Consider the following 18121-nt stretch of genomic DNA (forward strand, 5'->3'; position numbering starts at 1 on the left):
CTTTTCTCGCTGCCGTTACTGGCGGAAGGGGAAGTTGAAGGCCTTGAGCAATGCCCTGGCTTCGTCGTCCGTCTTCGCAGTCGTACAAACGATGACGTCCATGCCCCAGATCTGATCAACCTTGTCGTAGTTGATCTCCGGGAACACGATGTGTTCCTTGATGCCCATGGCGTAGTTGCCACGGCCATCGAAGCTCTTCGGATTGAGCCCGCGGAAGTCGCGGACGCGCGGCAGTGCGATGTTCACGAGGCGGTCGAGGAACTCGTACATGCGTTCCTTGCGCAACGTGACCTTGGCGCCGATCGGCATCTTCTCGCGGACCTTGAAGCCGGCGATCGAGTTGCGGGCGCGGGTGACGACGGCCTTCTGGCCGGCGATCATCGCCAGGTCTTCGGCCGCGATCGAAGGCTTCTTCGAATCTGCGGTCGCTTCGCCAACGCCCATGTTCAGCACGATCTTGTCGATGCGCGGAACCTGCATCTCGTTGTCGTAGCCGAACTGTTCCTGCAGCGCCTTGCGGATGGTCTCGTTGTAGACCTGCTTGAGGCGCGGCGTGTTCTGAGCCTTGGACTGTTTGCTTTCAGCCTTGGGCTTCGTGGTTTGAGCCTTAGCCATTGATGACTTCTCCCGAGCGCTTGGCGACGCGCACCTTCTTGCCGTCCTTCTGGAAGATGAAACCGACGCGGGTCGGCTTGCCATCCTTGGGATCGGCCAGCGCGATGTTCGACAGCTGGATCGGCGCTTCCTTGGTGATGATCCCGCCCTCTTGGGACTGGGACTGCTTCTGGTGACGGCGGATCATGTTGACGCCGCGCACCAGCGCGGTGTCTTCCTTCGGCTGTACCGAGAGGACTTCGCCCGAACGGCCCTTGTCCTTGCCGGCCAGCACGACGACCTTGTCGCCTTTTCTAATCTTTTGCATTGGTCCGGCTCCTTACAGCACTTCAGGCGCGAGCGAGATGATCTTCATGTGGTTCTTGGCGCGGAGTTCGCGCGGAACCGGTCCGAAGATACGCGTGCCGATCGGCTCTTTCTTGTTGTCGACGAGAACGGCCGCGTTCTTGTCGAAACGGATCACGCTGCCGTCCGGGCGGCGGATGTCCTTGGCCGTGCGAACCACGACCGCCTTCATCACATCGCCCTTCTTCACGCGGCCGCGCGGAATGGCTTCCTTGATCGACACCACGATGATGTCGCCCACGGAAGCGTATTTCCGCTTCGAGCCGCCCAGCACCTTGATGCACATGACACGACGGGCGCCGGAATTATCCGCGACGTCGAGGTTTGTTTGCATCTGAATCATGACTGGCCGCCTTCTTCTCTTCTAACGGGACAGGCTCTAAGCCCCTCCCCGGTCTGTCCAAAATTCGTTTGTTTTACGCCTGGTCCGAAGACACGACGATCCAGCGCTTGTCCTTGGAAATCGGCTTCGATTCCTGGATGAACACCTGATCGCCAACCTTGTGGGCGTTGTTCTCGTCGTGCGCCTTGTACTTCTTGGTCATGCGCACGGTCTTCTTCATCACGGGATGCGTGAAGCGCCGTTCGACCTTGACGACAACCGTCTTCTCGTTCTTGTCGCTGACGACGGTGCCCTGCAGAATGCGCTTTGGCATGGTTTTCGTCCTTAAGCCTTCTTAGCCGCGGACTTTTCCGCAGCGATGGTCTTGATACGCGCAATGTCCTTACGGACCTGTCTCACGCGCGCGGTCTTCTCGAGCTGGCCGGTGGCCTTCTGGAAGCGCAGGTTGAACTGCTCCTTCTTCAGGCTGGCCAGGTCGTCGGTCAGCTGGTCCTGGGTCTTGGTCCGGATGTCTTCGGCTTTCATGATCAGCCCGTCCTTATTCTGCGATGCGCTGCACGAAGCGCGTCTTGACCGAGAGCTTGGCCGCGCCGAGACGCAGTGCCTCACGGGCGGTTTCTTCATTGACGCCGTCGATCTCGAACATGATGCGGCCCGGCTTGACGCGCGCCGCCCAGTAGTCGACCGCACCCTTGCCCTTACCCATGCGGACTTCGGTCGGCTTCGAAGTGACCGGCACGTCTGGGAAAATACGGATCCAGACGCGACCGGCGCGTTTCATTTCGCGAGTGATCGCGCGGCGGGCCGCCTCGATCTCGCGCGCGGTGACGCGGTTCGGCTCAAGCGCCTTCAGCCCGAAACCACCGAAATCCAGGTTGGTGCCGCCCTTTGCGGTACCATGGATACGGCCCTTGAACTGCTTGCGGAACTTTGTGCGCTTTGGCTGCAGCATCGTTCTAACTCCAAATTCCTAAATGTCTCAGGCGTTTTCGCGACGACGACCGCGTTCGCGATCACCACCACCGCCATGCGCTGCATCACCCTCAGTCGCGCGACGCTCCGAGGCCATCGGGTCGTGCTCGAGGATCTCGCCCTTGAACACCCAGACCTTGACGCCGCAGATGCCATAAGCGGTGTGCGCTTCGGCCGTGCCGTAGTCGACGTCCGCACGCAGCGTATGCAGCGGCACGCGGCCTTCGCGATACCATTCCATGCGCGCGATCTCGGCACCGCCGAGACGGCCGGCGCAGTTGATGCGGATGCCTTCGGCACCGAGGCGCATCGCCGACTGAACGGCACGCTTCATGGCGCGGCGGAACGCGATACGACGCTCGAGCTGCTGGGCGATCGACTGAGCGACCAGGGTCGCGTCGATTTCCGGCTTGCGCACTTCAACGATGTTGAGGTGCGTCTCGGACTTCGTCATCTCCATCAGCTTCTTGCGAAGCTTCTCGATGTCGGCGCCCTTCTTGCCGATGATCAGACCCGGGCGCGCGGCGTGGATGGTGACGCGGCACTTCTTGTGCGGACGCTCGATCACGACCTTCGAGATCGCGGCCTGCTTGAGTTCCTTCTCAAGATACTTGCGGATCTTGATGTCCTCATGCAGCAGCTTGCCGTACTCGCCGGTGTTCGCGAACCAGCGCGAATCCCAGGTGCGGTTGATGCCGAGGCGAAGACCGATCGGATTGACTTTCTGGCCCATTATGCGGCCTCCCCTTTTTCTTCGACTTCACGAACGACGATCGTGAGGTGCGAGAACGGCTTCTCGATACGGCTGGCGCGACCACGGCCACGAGCATGGAACCGCTTCATGACGATCGACTTGCCGACATAGGCTTCCGCCACGATCAGCGCATCGACGTCGAGGTCGTGGTTGTTTTCCGCGTTGGCGATTGCCGATTCCAGCGTCTTCTTGACCGTGCCGGAAATCCGCTTGGCCGAGAATTCGAGATCGGAAAGCGCTGTCGCGACCTTCTTGCCGCGGATCAGCGCGGCAACCAGGTTCAGCTTCTGCGGGCTGATACGGATCGTGCGCAACACGGCGCGCGCTTCGTTATCAGCAAGCCTGCGCGGAGCTTTGGCCTTGCCCATGATTATTTCCTCTTCGCCTTCTTATCCGCGCCGTGACCGTAATAGGTCCGGGTCGGAGCGAATTCACCGAACTTGTGACCGACCATGTCCTCGTTCACCGAGACGGGAACATGCTTCTGGCCGTTGTAGACACCGAAGGTGAAGCCGACGAACTGCGGCAGGATGGTGGAGCGACGGCTCCACATCTTGATCACCTCATTGCGACCACCTTCACGAACCTTGTCCACCTTCTTGAGAAGGTAGCCGTCAATGAAGGGGCCTTTCCAAATCGAACGAGTCACTTGGCGTTACCTCTTCTTAGCTCTTGCGCTGATGGCGCGAGCGCAGGATGAACTTATCGGTCGCCTTGTTGGACCGCGTCTTCTTGCCCTTGGTCGGCTTGCCCCAGGGCGAAACCGGATGACGGCCACCCGAGGTGCGGCCTTCGCCGCCGCCGTGGGGATGGTCGACCGGGTTCATGGTCACGCCGCGATTGTGCGGGCGCTTGCCACGCCAAACCGTGCGACCGGCCTTGCCGTCATTGATGTTGCCGTGATCCGGATTGGACACGGCGCCGACAGTGGCCATGCAGGAACCGTGAACGACACGCTGCTCGCCCGAATTGAGGCGCAGGATCGCCATGCCCTGGTCACGACCGACCAGCTGACCATAACCACCTGCCGAACGGGCGACCTGAGCGCCCTTGCCGGGCTTCAGCTCGATGTTGTGGACGATGGTGCCGACCGGCATCGAAGCCAGCGGCATCGCATTGCCCGGCTTCACGTCGACCGCTTCACCGGACACGACCTTGTCGCCGGGAGCCAGACGCTGCGGAGCGATGATATAGGACAGCTCGCCATCGTCATACTTGATCAGCGCGATGAAGGCGGTGCGGTTCGGATCGTATTCGATGCGCTCGACCGTGCCGACGACGTCGAACTTGCGGCGCTTGAAGTCGATGATGCGGTACGAACGCTTGTGACCACCGCCGATGAAGCGGGCGGTGATGCGGCCGTGATTGTTGCGGCCGCCCGACTTGGTCAGGCCTTCGGTCAGACCCTTGACGGGCTTGCCCTTGTAGAGGCCCGAGCGGTCGACGATGACCAGCTGTCGGGTGCTGGGCGTTACCGGGTTAAATTTTTTCAGTGCCATTGTTCTGTCCTCGCGGCCTTGCTCAGAGACCCGTCGCGACGTCGATCGACTGGCCTTCGGCCAGCGTCACAATCGCCTTCTTGACGTCGCTCTGGCGGCCAACCGTGCCACGGAAGCGCTTGATCTTGCCCTTGCGGACAAGCGTGTTCACGGCCATCACCTTGACGCCGAACAGCGCTTCGACGGCGGCCTTGATTTCCGGCTTCGACGCCTTCTTGGCGACGTTGAAGACGACCTGGTTCTGCTCGGAGGCCATGGTCGACTTTTCGGTGATCGCCGGCGAGACGATCACGTCGTAATGACGAAGGTCGGTCATTTAAAGCGCTCCTCGAGAGCCTCGACGGCGGCCTTCGAAAGGACCAGCGTGCCGCGGCGCAGAATGTCGTAGACGTTGATGCCCTGGATGGGCAGCACGTCGATGTTGGGGATGTTCGTCGCCGCCAGCTTGAAGTTCTTGTCAAGCTCGGCGCCACCGATCACCAGGGCGTTGGTCAGGCCCAGCGTCGCGAAATTCGCGATCAGCGCCTTCGTCTTGGCCTCGGTCAGCTTCAGCTCGTCGATGATGATGATCGACGCGCTCTTGGCCTTGGCCGAGAGAGCATGCTTGAGGCCGAGCGCGCGAACCTTCTTCGGCAGTTCGTGCTCGTGGCTGCGAACGACCGGGCCGTGGGCCTTGCCGCCGCCGCGGAACTGCGGAGCGCGTGCCGAATGGTGACGGGCGCGGCCCGTACCCTTCTGCTTGTACATCTTGGCGCCGGTGCGCGCGATCTCGGCGCGACCCTTGGTCTTGTGCGTGCCCTGCTGCTTCTTGGCGAGCTGCCAGCGCACGACGCGCTGCAGGATGTCCTCGCGCGGATCAAGGCCGAAAATCTCCTCGGAGAGTTTCACCTTGCCGGCGTCCTTGCCGCCAAGCGTTGTGATCTTGAGATCCATTATTCCGCTCCCTCTGTGGCCGGGGCATCGTTCTTGGCGACAGCACGGATCGCGGCAGGCTTCGGCGCATTGGCCGGCAGCGCCACCTTGGCCGCGTCGCGGACCAGGATCCAGGCGCCCTTCGATCCGGGAACCGCACCGCGGATCAGGATCAGGCCGCGGTCGGCGTCGGTCGATACGATCTCGACATTCTGCGTGGTGACGCGGGTATCGCCCATGTGGCCAGCCATATGCTTGCCCTTGAACACCTTGCCCGGGTCTTGGCGCTGGCCGGTCGAACCGTGCGTACGGTGCGAAACCGAGTTACCGTGCGTCGCACGGCCACCGCCCATGTGGTGGCGCTTGATGACGCCCTGAAAACCCTTGCCGATCGTCGTGCCCGTCACATCGACCTTCTGGCCGGCGACGAAGTGCTCGACGGTGATCTCGGCGCCGACATCGATCATGTTGTCGGCGGAGACGCGGAACTCGGCAACCTTCGCCTTCGGCTCGACGGAAGCGGTCGCGAAATGGCCGCGCATCGCCTTCGACGTGTTCTTCACCTTGGCAAGGCCAACGCCGAGCTGAACGGCGGTGTAGCCATTCTTCTCTTGCGTGCGCTGGGCCACGACCTGGCAGTTCTCCATCTGGAGAACGGTGACGGGAACATGTTCCCCGGCATCGTTGTAGATGCGGGTCATTCCCACCTTCTTTGCAATCACACCTGAACGCATCGGTTCAATTCCTTTAGAGTTCCGGGCCAGGGGCACCGCCCCTTACCGCGCTCTCATTCCCTTAGAGCTTGATCTCGACGTCGACGCCGGCGGCCAGATCGAGCTTCATCAAAGCATCGACCGTCTGCGGGGTCGGATCGACGATGTCGAGCAGACGCTTGTGCGTGCGCATCTCGAACTGCTCGCGGCTCTTCTTGTCGACGTGAGGCGACCGGTTGACCGTAAACTTTTCGATCCGCGTCGGCAGCGGAATGGGGCCGCGGACGTTTGCGCCGGTGCGCTTGGCCGTCGACACGATTTCCTTCGTCGAGGCGTCGAGCACGCGGTGGTCAAACGCCTTCAGGCGGATGCGGATATTCTGTCCGTTCATGCGTCACTTCCTTGTTCTGGCGCGGCGCGGGCAACTCCCGCGCCCGCGACAGATCGGTTTAAGTCCAAATTACTCTTTGATGGTGACGACGATGCCGGCACCGACGGTGCGGCCGCCTTCACGGATGGCGAAGCGCAGCTTCTCTTCCATGGCGATCGGCACGATCAGCTCGACATCGACCGTGATGTTGTCGCCCGGCATCACCATCTCGGTGCCTTCCGGCAGCGACACGATGCCGGTCACGTCGGTCGTGCGGAAGTAGAACTGCGGACGGTAGTTGGTGAAGAACGGCGTGTGACGGCCACCTTCATCCTTGGTCAGGATGTAGGCTTCGGCCACGAACTTCTTGTGCGGCTTCACCGTGCCGGGCTTGGCCAGAACCTGGCCGCGCTCGACACCTTCACGGTCAACGCCGCGCAGCAGCGCGCCGATGTTGTCGCCGGCCTGGCCCTGATCGAGCAGCTTGCGGAACATCTCGACGCCCGTGCAGGTCGTCTTGGTCGTCGGACGGATGCCGATGATTTCCAGTTCCTCGCCGACCTTGACCACGCCGCGCTCGACGCGGCCGGTGACAACCGTGCCACGGCCCGAGATCGAGAACACGTCTTCGATCGGCATCAGGAACGGCTTGTCGAGCGGACGAACCGGGGTCGGGATGTAGGCATCGACCGCAGCCATCAGCTCGCGGATCGCGTCCTCGCCGATCTTCTTGTCGGAATCTTCAAGAGCAGCCAGAGCCGAACCCTTGACGATCGGAATGTCGTCGCCGGGGAATTCGTTCTTGGTCAGAAGCTCGCGAACCTCGAGCTCGACCAGTTCGAGCAGCTCGGCGTCGTCGACCTGGTCGACCTTGTTCAAAAACACCACGATCGACGGCACGCCGACCTGACGGGCAAGCAGGATGTGCTCGCGGGTCTGCGGCATCGGGCCGTCGGCGGCCGACACGACCAGGATCGCGCCGTCCATCTGCGCGGCACCGGTGATCATGTTCTTCACATAGTCGGCGTGGCCGGGGCAGTCGACGTGAGCGTAGTGGCGGTTGGCCGTCTCGTATTCGACATGCGCCGTCGAGATCGTGATGCCGCGCGCCTTCTCTTCGGGGGCAGCGTCGATCTGGTCGTAGCGCTTGTATTCGCCAAAATACTTGGTGATCGCCGCCGTCAGCGACGTCTTGCCATGGTCGACGTGGCCAATCGTGCCGATGTTCACGTGAGGCTTGTTACGCTCGAATTTACCTTTGGCCATAATCGTTCTCCGTCTATTCTACCCGCTAAGGGGAAATTGTTATTCGCTCTTCAGATCCGGCACCGCGCAAGGGGCGCGACCCGGTGGCTAAGAAACCCTTATGCGTATTTCTTCTGGACTTCCTGGGCCACTGCGGTCGGGACCGGCTCGTAGTGATCGAACTGCATCGTGTAAGCCGCACGGCCCTGGCTCATCGAGCGCAGGTTGTCGACATACTTGAACATGTTGGCGAGCGGCACCATCGCGTTGATGACCACGGCCACGCCACGTGCTTCCTGGCCCTGGATCTGGCCACGACGACCGTTCAGATCGCCGATGACGCTGCCGACGTAGTCTTCCGGCGTCACGACTTCGACCTTCATGATCGGCTCGAGCAGCTGCACGCCAAGCTTGGGTGCGGCTTCACGGAAGCAGGCGCGACCGGCGATTTCGAAGGCCAAAACGCTGGAGTCGACATCGTGGTAAGCGCCGTCGATCAGCGTCGCCTTGACGCCGATCATCGGGAAGCCCGCGAACGGACCCGAGGTCATGACGCTGTTGATGCCCTTTTCGACGCCGGGGATGTATTCCTTCGGCACGGCGCCGCCGACGATCTTGGTTTCGAACTCGAACTCGCTGCTGTCCGGGTTCGGCTCAAAGAGGATCTTGACGCGAGCGAACTGACCGGTACCGCCGGTCTGCTTCTTGTGCGTGTAGTCCTGCTCGTGCTTGCGGGTGATCGTCTCGCGATAAGCCACCTGCGGCGCGCCGACATTGGCCTCGACCTTGAACTCGCGACGCATGCGGTCGACGATGATGTCGAGGTGAAGTTCGCCCATGCCGGAAATGATGGTCTGGCCGCTTTCCTCGTCGGTCTTGACGCGGAAGGACGGATCCTCGGCGGCCAGGCGGTGAAGGGCGAGGCCCATCTTTTCCTGGTCGTTCTTGGTCTTCGGCTCGATGGCGATCTGGATGACCGGATCGGGGAATTCCATGCGTTCCAGGATGACCGGATGCAGCGGATCGCTGAGCGTGTCGCCAGTGGTCGTGTCCTTGAGGCCGGCCAGGGCGACGATGTCGCCGGCAAAAGCCTCTTCGACGTCGGCGCGCGAATTCGCATGCATCTGCAGCATGCGGCCGATGCGCTCTTTCTTGCCCTTGACGGTGTTGTCGAGCGAGACGCCCTTGGTGAGCTTGCCCGAATAGATGCGGGCAAAGGTCAGCGAACCGACGAACGGATCGTTCATGATCTTGAAGGCGAGCATCGACAGCGGCTCGTTGTCGTCGGCGTGACGCTCGATCTCGGCGTCGGTCTTGGCATCGACGCCCTTGATGGCGGGAACATCGGCCGGCGACGGCAGATATTCGACGACGGCGTCGAGCAGCGGCTGCACGCCCTTGTTCTTGAAGGCCGAGCCGCAGAACATCGGGTAGAACTTCACCGCGATGGTGCCCTTGCGGATCAGCGCGCGGATCTCGTCGTTCGACGGCATCTTGCCTTCGAGGTAATTCTCAAGCGCCGTCTCGTCCATTTCGACGGCGGCCTCGATCATCTTCTCGCGGTATTCTTCGGCACGAGCCTTGAGGTCGTCCGGGATCTCGACGACGTCCCAGGCAGCGCCCAGCGTCTCGTCGCGCCAGACCAGCGCGTTCATCTCGACGAGGTCGACAACGCCCTTGAACTCTGTCTCGGCGCCGATCGGCAGCTGCATGACGACGGCATGCGCGCCGAGGCGCGAACCGATCATCTCGACCGAGCGGTAGAAGTCGGCGCCGATCTTGTCCATCTTGTTGCAGAAGATCATGCGCGGAACGCGATACTTGTCGGCCTGGCGCCAGACGGTCTCGGTCTGCGGCTCGACACCGGCATTGGCATCGAGCAGCGCGATGGCGCCGTCGAGAACGCGTAGCGAACGCTCGACTTCGATGGTGAAGTCGACGTGGCCGGGGGTGTCGATGATGTTGAAGCGGTACATCTTGCCGCTACGACCCTTCCAGAAGGTCGTGGTCGCGGCCGACGTGATGGTGATGCCGCGCTCCTGCTCCTGCTCCATCCAATCCATGGTGGCAGCGCCGTCGTGGACTTCGCCGATCTTGTGCGACTTGCCCGTGTAATAGAGGACGCGCTCGGTGGTCGTCGTCTTGCCGGCGTCAATATGCGCCATGATACCGAAATTGCGGTAGTCTTCGATTTTGTATTCGCGGGCCATCGTAGCTGCCTCTCAGTCTCGTTCGCGCTTTACCAGCGGTAGTGCGCGAAAGCGCGGTTGGCTTCAGCCATCTTGTGGGTGTCTTCACGCTTCTTGACGGCCGTGCCGCGGTTGTTGGCCGCGTCCATCAGCTCGCCGGAGAGGCGGTCGACCATCGTGGTCTCGTTGCGGTTGCGGGCCGCGGCGATCAGCCAGCGAATGGCCAAAGCCTGGCGGCGCTCAGGGCGCACGTCGACCGGAACCTGGTAGGTGGCGCCGCCGACACGACGCGAACGCACTTCCACATGCGGCGCGACATTGTCGAGCGCCTGATGGAAGACGGTGACCGGCTCCTGCTTGGTCTTCGACTGAACCTGGTCGAGCGCGCCGTAGACGATGGTCTCGGCGACCGACTTCTTGCCGTCATACATGACGGCGTTCATGAACTTGGTGACGATCAGATCGCCGAACTTCGGGTCCGGATTGATCTCACGCTTTTCTGCACTGTGACGACGCGACATGGCTTTTGTCTCTCAATCTCATAGCCCGACGCACTCAAGGAGCGCCAAGGCCGGAAAATCTTACTTCGGACGCTTGGCGCCGTACTTCGAACGGCGCTGCTTGCGGTTCTTCACACCCTGCGTGTCGAGCACGCCGCGGATGATGTGGTAGCGAACGCCCGGAAGATCCTTGACGCGGCCGCCGCGGATCATGACCACGGAGTGTTCCTGAAGGTTGTGGCCTTCGCCAGGGATGTACCCGATCACTTCAAAACCATTGGTCAGGCGGATCTTGGCCACCTTGCGCAGCGCCGAGTTCGGCTTCTTCGGCGTCGTTGTATAGACGCGTGTGCAGACGCCCCGCTTCTGCGGGTTCTGCTGCATGGCCGGGACCTTGTTGCGCTTCACCGGCGCAATGCGCGGCTTGCGGATCAGCTGGTTGACGGTAGGCATTAAACCCTCTTGTCTCTCAATTCCGTGTCTCGCCCGGTCAGGGCCGCTCAAAGCGTCATTTCCATACGCAAATTCGGGCCACAAACCGCGCCTCGCGGTCTTGCCCGAACAAATGGCAGAGGAAGCGGAACCGCTTCGTGCACGCCGGAAATGTCTTTTCGCTCGTAAAACGAACCCTGTTTGAGGCAAACTCCAAAGCGTGTCGCTTCGGAAGGGAGAGCCTCACATCGGTTCTGACTGGGCGGCTTCTACTCGTAAGACCGCGGACCGTCAAGCCCGGAGCACCAAATATTGCGCGCCGACCAGGGCTTGGCAGCCATGTGAAAAACGCATGTAATTTTCTTTCGCAATTTTGCAAGGGCGGGGAAGAAAGTGCCAAGCCTTTAGCAAAGTGAATGGCTTTGCGCTGTTGCACGGCCCGTCTTCATGCGAAAAGGCCGCATGAGCAGTCAAAACCCCCTCGCCCACCCACACTCTGCCAAGAGGAATCGGCCCGTGAACGACAATGAAGAACGCCCGGTCACCATCATCACCGGCCGGGTGTGGAAGAAAAAGGGCGGCAAACCGGAAGGCGTCCACGTCATGCTGGTCGCGCCCGACGACGATTCGGCGGTGCGCCGGGCACTCGAATCGCTTGCCGCCGAAGGTTACGCCGAGGCCGAGCTCGACCAGATCGGCGACATGGACGGCATACCCGACGAAGAGCCGCATATTTCCGCCTTCCAGGGCGCGCTCGAAGGCGAAGTGTCGATCGTTACGTTCGACGTGCCGATCTGAAACCGGGTCTTCGGCCCAGCTTTCGATTCGGCTATCGAGGCGAATCGGCTATCGAGCCTTTTCTGACCGACGAATCCCGACACTGCCGCCAGAGGAAGGCTGAGCTTGGTCTTTCGGCTCCGGCTTGCCCGAGGCAAGTGTTCTGATAAGAAACCATCACCATCACTCAACAGACGGAGCGGCCGTGTCCCAGCCCATCAAGATAGGCATCGTCGGTGTCGGCAAGATCGTCCGCGACCAGCACCTGCCGGCCCTGGCGAAGGATCAGGACTATCGCCTCATCGCGGCCGCGAGCCGGCATGGCAAGGTGGATGACATCCCAAATTTCCCGGATATCGAATCCATGCTCGACGCCGTGCCCGAGCTCGAGGCCGTGTCGCTCTGCATGCCGCCGCAGTTCCGCTACGATGCGGCACGGACGGCACTGATGGCGAAGAAGCATGTCTTCCTGGAGAAGCCGCCAGGCGCCACCGTCAGCGAGGTCGAAAACCTCAAGGCATTGGCCGCGCAGAACGGCGTCTCGCTGTTCGCCAGCTGGCACTCGCGCTATGCGCCGGCGGTCGAGGCCGCCCGTGCTTTTCTCAGCTCAGCCCGCATCAGTTCGGCCGCCATCAACTGGAAAGAAGACGTGCGCCGCTGGCACCCAAACCAGGAATGGATCTGGGCTCCCGGCGGTTTTGGCGTCTTCGATCCCGGCATCAATGCGCTGTCGATTGCGACTCATATCCTGCCGCCGATGTTCATCACGTCGGCCGTGCTCGACTTTCCCGAAAACCGCGCCTCCCCGGTTGCCGCGCGCGTCACCTTCCGCACCTCGAATGGGTTGCCGGTGACGATGGATCTCGACTGGCTGCAGACAGGCCCGCAAAGCTGGGACATCCTGGCCGACACCGACAAGGGTGCAATGGTGCTGTCGGGCGGCGGCTCGAAGCTCGCCATCGACGGCAAGGTCATTCACGAAGACCCGGAAGCGGAATACCCGATGCTCTACAAGCGCTTCGCCGAGATCGTGCGTGCCGGCGTTTCCGATGTCGATCTGGCGCCGCTCCAGCATGTCGCCGACGCCTTCATGCTCGGCAAGCGCAACGTGGTCGAGGCATTTTTCGACTGATTTGTGCACGCGACGGGATCGCGGACCTGGCGTGAATGCACGCTCGTGCCAGGTCGACCCCCACCTCTCCCCCGATCGACGGGGCAGAGGAAGGGCGCGAACCTAATGCCGCCAACGCTCGTCCAACGCGGCTTCCTTTCCCTCCGGAGGGGGGAAAGGTGGCGCTGCGAAGCAGCGACGGATTGGGGCAAGCCGGTCGTCAAACGAACAGCCGATGACAAGTGAGTATGACCGAGTTGGTCGTATCAGCGTCATTCAGACAATCATGGTGTGATATCACTCGACGATCGCAATGGCAAAGCCGTCATAGCCCTTGGCGCCGACTGTCTGGATGGCGGTGCCATCCAGACGCTTGTCGCCGCCGATGAAGGAGAATGCCGCGCGTGCGCCTTCTACATTGGGATCACGGCCACCCTGATCGAGCACTGCGCCGTCGCGGATGACGTTGTCGCAGATGATCACGGTCCCCGGCCTCGAAAGCCGCATGGCCCAGGACAGATAATTCGGGTTGTTCGGCTTGTCGGCGTCGATGAAGATGAGGTCAAACGGACCGGCATTCTCGGTGCTGAGTGCAGCGAGCGATTGTAGCGCTGGCCCGACCCGCAGATCGACCGGTGCCGACACTCCTGCCCGCTCGAAATTCGATCGCGCGACAGCTGCATGGTGCGGATCGAGTTCAAGCGTCACGATCTTGCCGTCGACAGGTAGTGCCCGCGCCATCCAGATGGTCGAATAGCCGCCCAGCGTGCCGATTTCGAGAACCTTCTTCGCTCCCCGCATGCGCAGAAGAAGTGAAAGCAGCTTGCCTTGCGCCGGCGACACGTCGATCGCCGGAAGACCATGATCGTGATTGGCCGCCAGAACGGCATCAAGCACAGGGTCCGCCTCAAACAGGGAACCGACGATGTAGTCGTCGACAGCCGCCCAAGTCCTTTTGCTCATCGTTTTCTTCTCCGATCCAGTTTGGGGACCAAAACGCGAAAAGGGGCCATTCGGCCCCTTTTCCTCTTCTCTCCTTCCGCGCTTACTGCGCGGCGGTCGTCATGTCTGCCAGCATCGGCTCGGCGACTTCCACACCGGAGGCCTTGCGGCGCTCGTCAATGATCAGTTCGTCGCGCGAGGTGGCGATGCGCCGGATCTGGCTCATCGTGCCGCCGGTACCGGCCGGGATAAGCCGGCCGACGATGACGTTTTCCTTCAAGCCCTGCAGCATGTCGGTCTTGCCTGCAACCGCGGCTTCCGTCAGCACTCGGGTCGTCTCCTGGAAGGAGGCGGCCGAGATGAAGGATGGCGTCTGCAGCGATGCCTTGGTGATGCCGAGCAGCACCGGCAGGCCTTCGGCCGGCTTCTTGCCGTCCTCGACCAGGCGCTCGTTGACCTCTTCCAGCTCGATCACGTCGACATGGTCGCCCGGAATATAGGTCGAATCGCCCTGCGTGGTGATCTCGACCTTCTGCAGCATCTGGCGAACGATCACCTCGATGTGCTTGTCGTTGATCGACACGCCCTGCAGACGATAGACTTCCTGGATCTCGTTGACGAGGTAGGAAGCAAGAGCCTCCACGCCCTTGATCGCCAGGATGTCATGCGGCGCCGGATTGCCGTCGAGGATGTAGTCGCCCTTCTCGATGACGTCGCCGTCCTGGAGATGGAACGGCTTGCCCTTCGGGATCAGGTATTCGACCGGCTCGAGCGTCGAGTCATGCGGCTCGATGATGATGCGACGCTTGTTCTTGTAGTCGCGGCCGAAGCGGATCGTGCCGTCGATCTCGGCGATGATGGCGTGATCCTTCGGACGACGGGCCTCGAACAATTCGGCAACACGCGGCAGACCGCCGGTGATGTCCTTGGTCTTGGCGCTTTCCATCGGGATACGCGCCAGCACGTCGCCGGGGCGAACCTGCGAGCCCGGCTCGACCGAAAGAATGGCCTCGACCGAGAGCAGGAAGCGGGCGTCGCCGCCCTTCGACAGCTTGCCGACCTTGCCCTTGGCGTCCTGGATCGCGATCGCAGGCTTGAGGTCGTTGCCGCGTGGCGTCGAGCGCCAGTCGATGACCTCACGCTTGGTAATGCCGGTCGACTCGTCGGCCGTTTCCTGAACGGAAATGCCGTCGACCAGATCCTCGTACGACACCCTGCCCTCGATTTCGGTGAGGACCGGACGGGTATAGGGATCCCATTCGGCGATACGCTGGCCGCGCTTCACCTTGTCGCCATCGTCCACGAAGATGCGTGAACCATAGGTGAGACGGTGCGTGGCGCGCTCCTTGCCGGCCTCGTCGAGGATCAGAACCGCCATGTTGCGGCCCATGACCATCTGCTGGCCGTCCGAGTTGCGCACCACGTTGCGGTTGCGGATCTCGACCTTGCCCTCATAGGAGGCTTCAAGGAACGAGCTGTCCACCACCTGCGCGGTGCCGCCCATGTGGAAGGTACGCATGGTGAGCTGGGTACCCGGCTCGCCGATCGACTGCGCCGCGATGACGCCGACGGCTTCGCCCTGGTTGACCGGGGTGCCGCGCGCCAGATCGCGACCGTAGCAGACCGCGCAGACGCCAACCCTGACTTCGCAAGTCAGTGCCGAGCGGATGCGGACCGACTGGACGCCGGCCTTTTCGATCTGTTCCACGTCACGCTCGTCCATCAGCGTTCCGGCCTTGACCAGAATCTCGCCCGACACCGGATGCGTGATGTCGTCGAGCGACGTACGGCCCAGCACGCGCTGGCCGACCGAAGCGACGACCTGACCGGCATCGACGATCGGCTGCATGGTGAGGCCCTTGTCGGTGCCGCAGTCGACGGAGTTGACGATGCAGTCCTGCGCCACGTCGACCAGACGACGGGTGAGGTAACCCGAGTTCGCCGTCTTCAAGGCGGTGTCGGCCAGACCCTTGCGGGCGCCGTGGGTCGAGTTGAAGTACTCGAGCACAGTGAGGCCTTCCTTGAAGTTCGAGATGATCGGCGTCTCGATGATTTCACCCGACGGCTTGGCCATAAGGCCGCGCATTCCGGCGAGCTGACGCATCTGGGTGGGCGAGCCACGCGCACCGGAGTGCGACATCATGTAGATCGAGTTCATCGGCTTTTGACGGCCATTGTCCTCGAACTCGACCGCCTTGATGCGGGCCATCATTTCGTCGGCGACCTTTTCCGAGCACTTGGCCCAGGCGTCGACGACCTTGTTGTACTTCTCGCCCTGCGTGATCAGACCGTCATTGTACTGCTGCTCGTATTCCTTGGCCAAAGCCTCGGTGTCGGAGACCAGCTTGATCTTGGCATCGGGGATCAGCATGTCGTCCTTGCCGAACGAAATGCCGGCACGGCAGGCATGGCTGAAGCCGAGCGCCATGATGCGATCGCAGAAAATGACCGTCTCCTTCTGACCGCAGTGGCGGTAGACGGTGTCGATCATCTTGGAGATGTTCTTCTTGGTCATCTCCTGGTTGGCGGTCTCGTAAGGCACGTTGACGTTCTTCGGCAGAAGCTCGCCGATGATCATGCGGCCGGGGGTGGTGTCATGGATCTTCGACACGACCTTGCCTTCGGCATCGACCGAACGGAAGCGGCCCTTGATCTTGGCGTGCAGCGTCACCGCCTTGGTCTCGAGCGCGTGCTGGAGTTCGCCCATGTCGGCAAACACCATGCCCTCGCCCGGCTCGTTCTGGTTGACGATCGAGAGATAGTAGAGACCCAGAACCATGTCCTGCGACGGCACGATGATCGGCGCGCCGGAAGCCGGGTGCAGGATGTTGTTGGTCGACATCATCAGCACGCGGGCTTCAAGCTGCGCTTCCAGCGACAGCGGCACGTGAACCGCCATCTGGTCGCCGTCGAAGTCGGCGTTGAAGGCCGTGCAGACCAGCGGATGGAGCTGGATCGCCTTGCCTTCGATCAGGATCGGCTCGAACGCCTGGATGCCGAGACGGTGCAGCGTCGGCGCACGGTTCAACAGCACCGGATGCTCGCGGATGACCTCGTCGAGGATATCCCAGACTTCCGGACGCTCCTTCTCGACCAGCTTCTTCGCCTGCTTGACGGTCGAGGAGTAACCCTTGGCGTCGAGACGGGCGTAGATGAAGGGCTTGAACAGTTCGAGCGCCATCTTCTTGGGCAGGCCGCACTGGTGCAGCTTGAGCTCCGGACCGGTCACGATGACCGAGCGGCCGGAATAGTCGACGCGCTTGCCAAGCAGGTTCTGACGGAACCGGCCCTGCTTGCCCTTGAGCATGTCGGACAGCGACTTCAGCGGGCGCTTGTTGGCGCCGGTGATGACACGGCCGCGACGGCCGTTGTCGAACAGCGCATCGACGGCTTCCTGCAGCATGCGCTTCTCATTGCGCACGATGATGCCGGGAGCGCGCAGCTCGATCAGCCGCTTCAGACGGTTGTTGCGGTTGATGACGCGGCGATAGAGGTCGTTCAGATCCGACGTGGCGAAGCGGCCGCCGTCCAGCGGGACGAGCGGGCGCAGGTCCGGCGGGATCACCGGAACCACCTTCATGATCATCCATTCCGGACGGTTGCCGGATTCCATGAAGTTCTCGACGACCTTGAGCCGCTTCAGATACTTCTTCTGCTTCAGCTCGGAGGTGGTCGAAGCCAGTTCCGAACGCAGGTCGCCGGCGATCTTCTCCAGGTCCATGCCGGCCAGGAGGTCATGAATGGCCTCGGCGCCGATCATGGCGGTGAACGAGTCCTCGCCATATTCGTCGACGGCGATCATGTACTCCTCCTCGCTGAGCAGCTGGTGCTCCTTCAGCGCGGTGAGGCCAGGTTCGGTGACGATGTAGTTCTCGAAGTAGAGGACGCGCTCGATGTCCTTCAGGGTCATGTCGAGCAGCGTGCCGATGCGCGACGGCAGCGACTTCAGGAACCAGATATGGGCAACCGGCGCGGCCAGTTCGATATGGCCCATGCGCTCGCGGCGGACGCGCGACAGCGTGACTTCGACGCCGCACTTCTCGCAGATGACGCCCTTGTACTTCATGCGCTTGTACTTGCCGCACAGGCACTCATAGTCCTTGATCGGGCCAAAAATGCGCGCGCAGAACAGGCCGTCACGCTCCGGCTTGAAGGTGCGGTAGTTGATGGTCTCCGGCTTCTTGATCTCGCCGAAAGACCAGGACAGAATCTTCTCAGGGCTGGCGAGCGATATCCGGATGGAATCGAACACCTGAGCCGGCGCCTGGGGATTGAAGAGATTCATGACCTCTTGGTTCATGCCGTTCTCCTTTTCGGGGTCCTCGAAAACCCCTTGCATCTAGCGCGGGCCAAACGCCCGCCGTCTTTGTCGGCCACTGGCCGTCGAATTTGATGCGCTCGG

General features: G+C 61.8%; 22 protein-coding genes. 2 read left to right on the forward strand and 20 right to left on the reverse strand.

The genetic code is table 11. The annotated features are described in order from the left end of the window. Nucleotides 1-15: 15 nt before the first annotated feature. The 18 genes from rplE to rpsL all read right to left on the reverse strand — a co-directional run bounded on the left by rplE (nt 16) and on the right by rpsL (nt 10910). Nucleotides 16-615, reverse strand: coding sequence for a 50S ribosomal protein L5 (gene rplE, locus ACSQ3L_RS20465; protein ID WP_013531429.1), 600 nt, complete (start codon nt 613-615; stop codon nt 16-18). Beyond that, nucleotides 608-922, reverse strand: coding sequence for a 50S ribosomal protein L24 (gene rplX, locus ACSQ3L_RS20470; RefSeq protein WP_013531428.1), 315 nt, complete (start codon nt 920-922; stop codon nt 608-610). The genes rplE and rplX overlap by 8 nt, the downstream gene beginning before the upstream one ends. Nucleotides 923-934: 12 nt before the next feature. Beyond that, nucleotides 935-1303, reverse strand: coding sequence for a 50S ribosomal protein L14 (gene rplN, locus ACSQ3L_RS20475; protein WP_006205457.1), 369 nt, complete (start codon nt 1301-1303; stop codon nt 935-937). A gap of 73 nt (nt 1304-1376) precedes the next feature. After that, nucleotides 1377-1616 (reverse strand): 30S ribosomal protein S17, encoded by a 240-nt coding sequence (rpsQ, locus tag ACSQ3L_RS20480; RefSeq protein WP_010909280.1) that lies wholly within the window; start codon nt 1614-1616, stop codon nt 1377-1379. An 11-nt stretch (nt 1617-1627) separates the two neighbouring features. After that, nucleotides 1628-1828, reverse strand: a complete 201-nt coding sequence (gene rpmC, locus ACSQ3L_RS20485) for a 50S ribosomal protein L29 (protein WP_006205459.1) — start codon at nt 1826-1828, stop codon at nt 1628-1630. A gap of 13 nt (nt 1829-1841) precedes the next feature. Then, on the reverse strand, nt 1842-2255 hold the full coding sequence (gene rplP, locus ACSQ3L_RS20490; RefSeq protein WP_013531427.1) for a 50S ribosomal protein L16: 414 nt from the start codon (nt 2253-2255) through the stop codon (nt 1842-1844). Nucleotides 2256-2282: 27 nt separating this feature from the next. After that, nucleotides 2283-3008, reverse strand: coding sequence for a 30S ribosomal protein S3 (gene rpsC, locus ACSQ3L_RS20495; protein WP_023672753.1), 726 nt, complete (start codon nt 3006-3008; stop codon nt 2283-2285). Next, entirely contained in the window at nt 3008-3397 is a 390-nt protein-coding gene (gene rplV / locus ACSQ3L_RS20500) for a 50S ribosomal protein L22 (RefSeq protein ID WP_006205462.1), read from the reverse strand. Before rplV ends, rpsC begins: the two co-directional genes overlap by 1 nt. A 2-nt stretch (nt 3398-3399) precedes the next feature. Then, complete coding sequence (gene rpsS, locus ACSQ3L_RS20505) at nt 3400-3678, reverse strand: 30S ribosomal protein S19 (protein ID WP_006205463.1); 279 nt, start codon at nt 3676-3678, stop codon at nt 3400-3402. 16 nt (nt 3679-3694) lie between these two features. Beyond that, nucleotides 3695-4528 carry a 50S ribosomal protein L2 gene (gene rplB, locus ACSQ3L_RS20510; protein WP_436161585.1) on the reverse strand — a complete coding sequence of 278 codons (834 nt, stop codon included), beginning with the start codon at nt 4526-4528 and terminating at the stop codon, nt 3695-3697. A 22-nt stretch (nt 4529-4550) separates the two neighbouring features. Next, a complete protein-coding gene (locus tag ACSQ3L_RS20515; RefSeq protein WP_292186200.1) occupies nt 4551-4844 on the reverse strand; it encodes a 50S ribosomal protein L23 in 294 nt (97 codons plus the stop codon). Further along, nucleotides 4841-5461: a 50S ribosomal protein L4 gene (gene rplD, locus ACSQ3L_RS20520; RefSeq protein ID WP_436161586.1), complete on the reverse strand. Its 621-nt coding sequence runs from the start codon at nt 5459-5461 to the stop codon at nt 4841-4843. The genes ACSQ3L_RS20515 and rplD overlap by 4 nt, the downstream gene beginning before the upstream one ends. Further along, a complete protein-coding gene (gene rplC / locus ACSQ3L_RS20525; protein WP_292186194.1) occupies nt 5461-6174 on the reverse strand; it encodes a 50S ribosomal protein L3 in 714 nt (237 codons plus the stop codon). Before rplC ends, rplD begins: the two co-directional genes overlap by 1 nt. 61 nt (nt 6175-6235) lie before the next feature. Then, nucleotides 6236-6544 carry a 30S ribosomal protein S10 gene (gene rpsJ, locus ACSQ3L_RS20530; RefSeq protein WP_010909272.1) on the reverse strand — a complete coding sequence of 103 codons (309 nt, stop codon included), beginning with the start codon at nt 6542-6544 and terminating at the stop codon, nt 6236-6238. Nucleotides 6545-6613: 69 nt separating this feature from the next. Then, nucleotides 6614-7789 carry an elongation factor Tu gene (gene tuf, locus ACSQ3L_RS20535; RefSeq protein WP_013531404.1) on the reverse strand — a complete coding sequence of 392 codons (1176 nt, stop codon included), beginning with the start codon at nt 7787-7789 and terminating at the stop codon, nt 6614-6616. 98 nt (nt 7790-7887) lie between these two features. Next, entirely contained in the window at nt 7888-9978 is a 2091-nt protein-coding gene (fusA, locus tag ACSQ3L_RS20540; RefSeq protein ID WP_436161587.1) for an elongation factor G, read from the reverse strand. Between the two features lie 29 nt (nt 9979-10007). Continuing rightward, entirely contained in the window at nt 10008-10478 is a 471-nt protein-coding gene (gene rpsG, locus ACSQ3L_RS20545; RefSeq protein ID WP_008875664.1) for a 30S ribosomal protein S7, read from the reverse strand. Between the two features lie 60 nt (nt 10479-10538). After that, complete coding sequence (gene rpsL / locus ACSQ3L_RS20550) at nt 10539-10910, reverse strand: 30S ribosomal protein S12 (protein WP_006333356.1); 372 nt, start codon at nt 10908-10910, stop codon at nt 10539-10541. Between the two features lie 495 nt (nt 10911-11405). On the opposite strand from rpsL, the gene ACSQ3L_RS20555 reads away from it, so the two are divergent. Both ACSQ3L_RS20555 and ACSQ3L_RS20560 read left to right on the forward strand, forming a co-directional pair. Continuing rightward, nucleotides 11406-11687 (forward strand): transcriptional regulator, encoded by a 282-nt coding sequence (locus ACSQ3L_RS20555; RefSeq protein WP_013531420.1) that lies wholly within the window; start codon nt 11406-11408, stop codon nt 11685-11687. 184 nt (nt 11688-11871) lie between these two features. Next, nucleotides 11872-12798: a Gfo/Idh/MocA family protein gene (locus tag ACSQ3L_RS20560; RefSeq protein WP_436161588.1), complete on the forward strand. Its 927-nt coding sequence runs from the start codon at nt 11872-11874 to the stop codon at nt 12796-12798. Between the two features lie 276 nt (nt 12799-13074). Here ACSQ3L_RS20560 and ACSQ3L_RS20565 read toward each other — a convergent pair whose 3' ends face one another. Together ACSQ3L_RS20565 and rpoC are read right to left on the reverse strand one after the other, a co-directional pair. Continuing rightward, on the reverse strand, nt 13075-13740 hold the full coding sequence (locus ACSQ3L_RS20565; RefSeq protein WP_436161589.1) for an O-methyltransferase: 666 nt from the start codon (nt 13738-13740) through the stop codon (nt 13075-13077). Nucleotides 13741-13822: 82 nt separating this feature from the next. After that, a complete protein-coding gene (gene rpoC, locus ACSQ3L_RS20570; RefSeq protein WP_436161590.1) occupies nt 13823-18019 on the reverse strand; it encodes a DNA-directed RNA polymerase subunit beta' in 4197 nt (1398 codons plus the stop codon). Nucleotides 18020-18121: the final 102 nt, after the last annotated feature.

The organism is Mesorhizobium sp. LjRoot246 (genome assembly GCF_964254115.1).
GTDB lineage: Bacteria > Pseudomonadota > Alphaproteobacteria > Rhizobiales > Rhizobiaceae > Mesorhizobium.

What these genes read in the sequence shown, in the direction of transcription:
- rplC (WP_292186194.1), bottom strand. Translation starts at nt 6,174, where the DNA reads ATGCGTTCAGGTGTGATTGCAAAGAAGGTGGGAATGACCCGCATCTAC.
- rplE (WP_013531429.1), bottom strand. Translation starts at nt 615, where the DNA reads ATGGCTAAGGCTCAAACCACGAAGCCCAAGGCTGAAAGCAAACAGTCC.
- rplV (WP_006205462.1), bottom strand. Translation starts at nt 3,397, where the DNA reads ATGGGCAAGGCCAAAGCTCCGCGCAGGCTTGCTGATAACGAAGCGCGC.
- ACSQ3L_RS20515 (WP_292186200.1), bottom strand. Translation starts at nt 4,844, where the DNA reads ATGACCGACCTTCGTCATTACGACGTGATCGTCTCGCCGGCGATCACC.
- rpsJ (WP_010909272.1), bottom strand. Translation starts at nt 6,544, where the DNA reads ATGAACGGACAGAATATCCGCATCCGCCTGAAGGCGTTTGACCACCGC.
- rpoC (WP_436161590.1), bottom strand. Translation starts at nt 18,019, where the DNA reads ATGAACCAAGAGGTCATGAATCTCTTCAATCCCCAGGCGCCGGCTCAG.
- rpsQ (WP_010909280.1), bottom strand. Translation starts at nt 1,616, where the DNA reads ATGCCAAAGCGCATTCTGCAGGGCACCGTCGTCAGCGACAAGAACGAG.
- tuf (WP_013531404.1), bottom strand. Translation starts at nt 7,789, where the DNA reads ATGGCCAAAGGTAAATTCGAGCGTAACAAGCCTCACGTGAACATCGGC.
- rpmC (WP_006205459.1), bottom strand. Translation starts at nt 1,828, where the DNA reads ATGAAAGCCGAAGACATCCGGACCAAGACCCAGGACCAGCTGACCGAC.
- ACSQ3L_RS20565 (WP_436161589.1), bottom strand. Translation starts at nt 13,740, where the DNA reads ATGAGCAAAAGGACTTGGGCGGCTGTCGACGACTACATCGTCGGTTCC.
- rplX (WP_013531428.1), bottom strand. Translation starts at nt 922, where the DNA reads ATGCAAAAGATTAGAAAAGGCGACAAGGTCGTCGTGCTGGCCGGCAAG.
- rplD (WP_436161586.1), bottom strand. Translation starts at nt 5,461, where the DNA reads ATGGATCTCAAGATCACAACGCTTGGCGGCAAGGACGCCGGCAAGGTG.
- rplN (WP_006205457.1), bottom strand. Translation starts at nt 1,303, where the DNA reads ATGATTCAGATGCAAACAAACCTCGACGTCGCGGATAATTCCGGCGCC.
- rpsL (WP_006333356.1), bottom strand. Translation starts at nt 10,910, where the DNA reads ATGCCTACCGTCAACCAGCTGATCCGCAAGCCGCGCATTGCGCCGGTG.
- rpsC (WP_023672753.1), bottom strand. Translation starts at nt 3,008, where the DNA reads ATGGGCCAGAAAGTCAATCCGATCGGTCTTCGCCTCGGCATCAACCGC.
- fusA (WP_436161587.1), bottom strand. Translation starts at nt 9,978, where the DNA reads ATGGCCCGCGAATACAAAATCGAAGACTACCGCAATTTCGGTATCATG.
- rplP (WP_013531427.1), bottom strand. Translation starts at nt 2,255, where the DNA reads ATGCTGCAGCCAAAGCGCACAAAGTTCCGCAAGCAGTTCAAGGGCCGT.
- rpsG (WP_008875664.1), bottom strand. Translation starts at nt 10,478, where the DNA reads ATGTCGCGTCGTCACAGTGCAGAAAAGCGTGAGATCAATCCGGACCCG.
- rplB (WP_436161585.1), bottom strand. Translation starts at nt 4,528, where the DNA reads ATGGCACTGAAAAAATTTAACCCGGTAACGCCCAGCACCCGACAGCTG.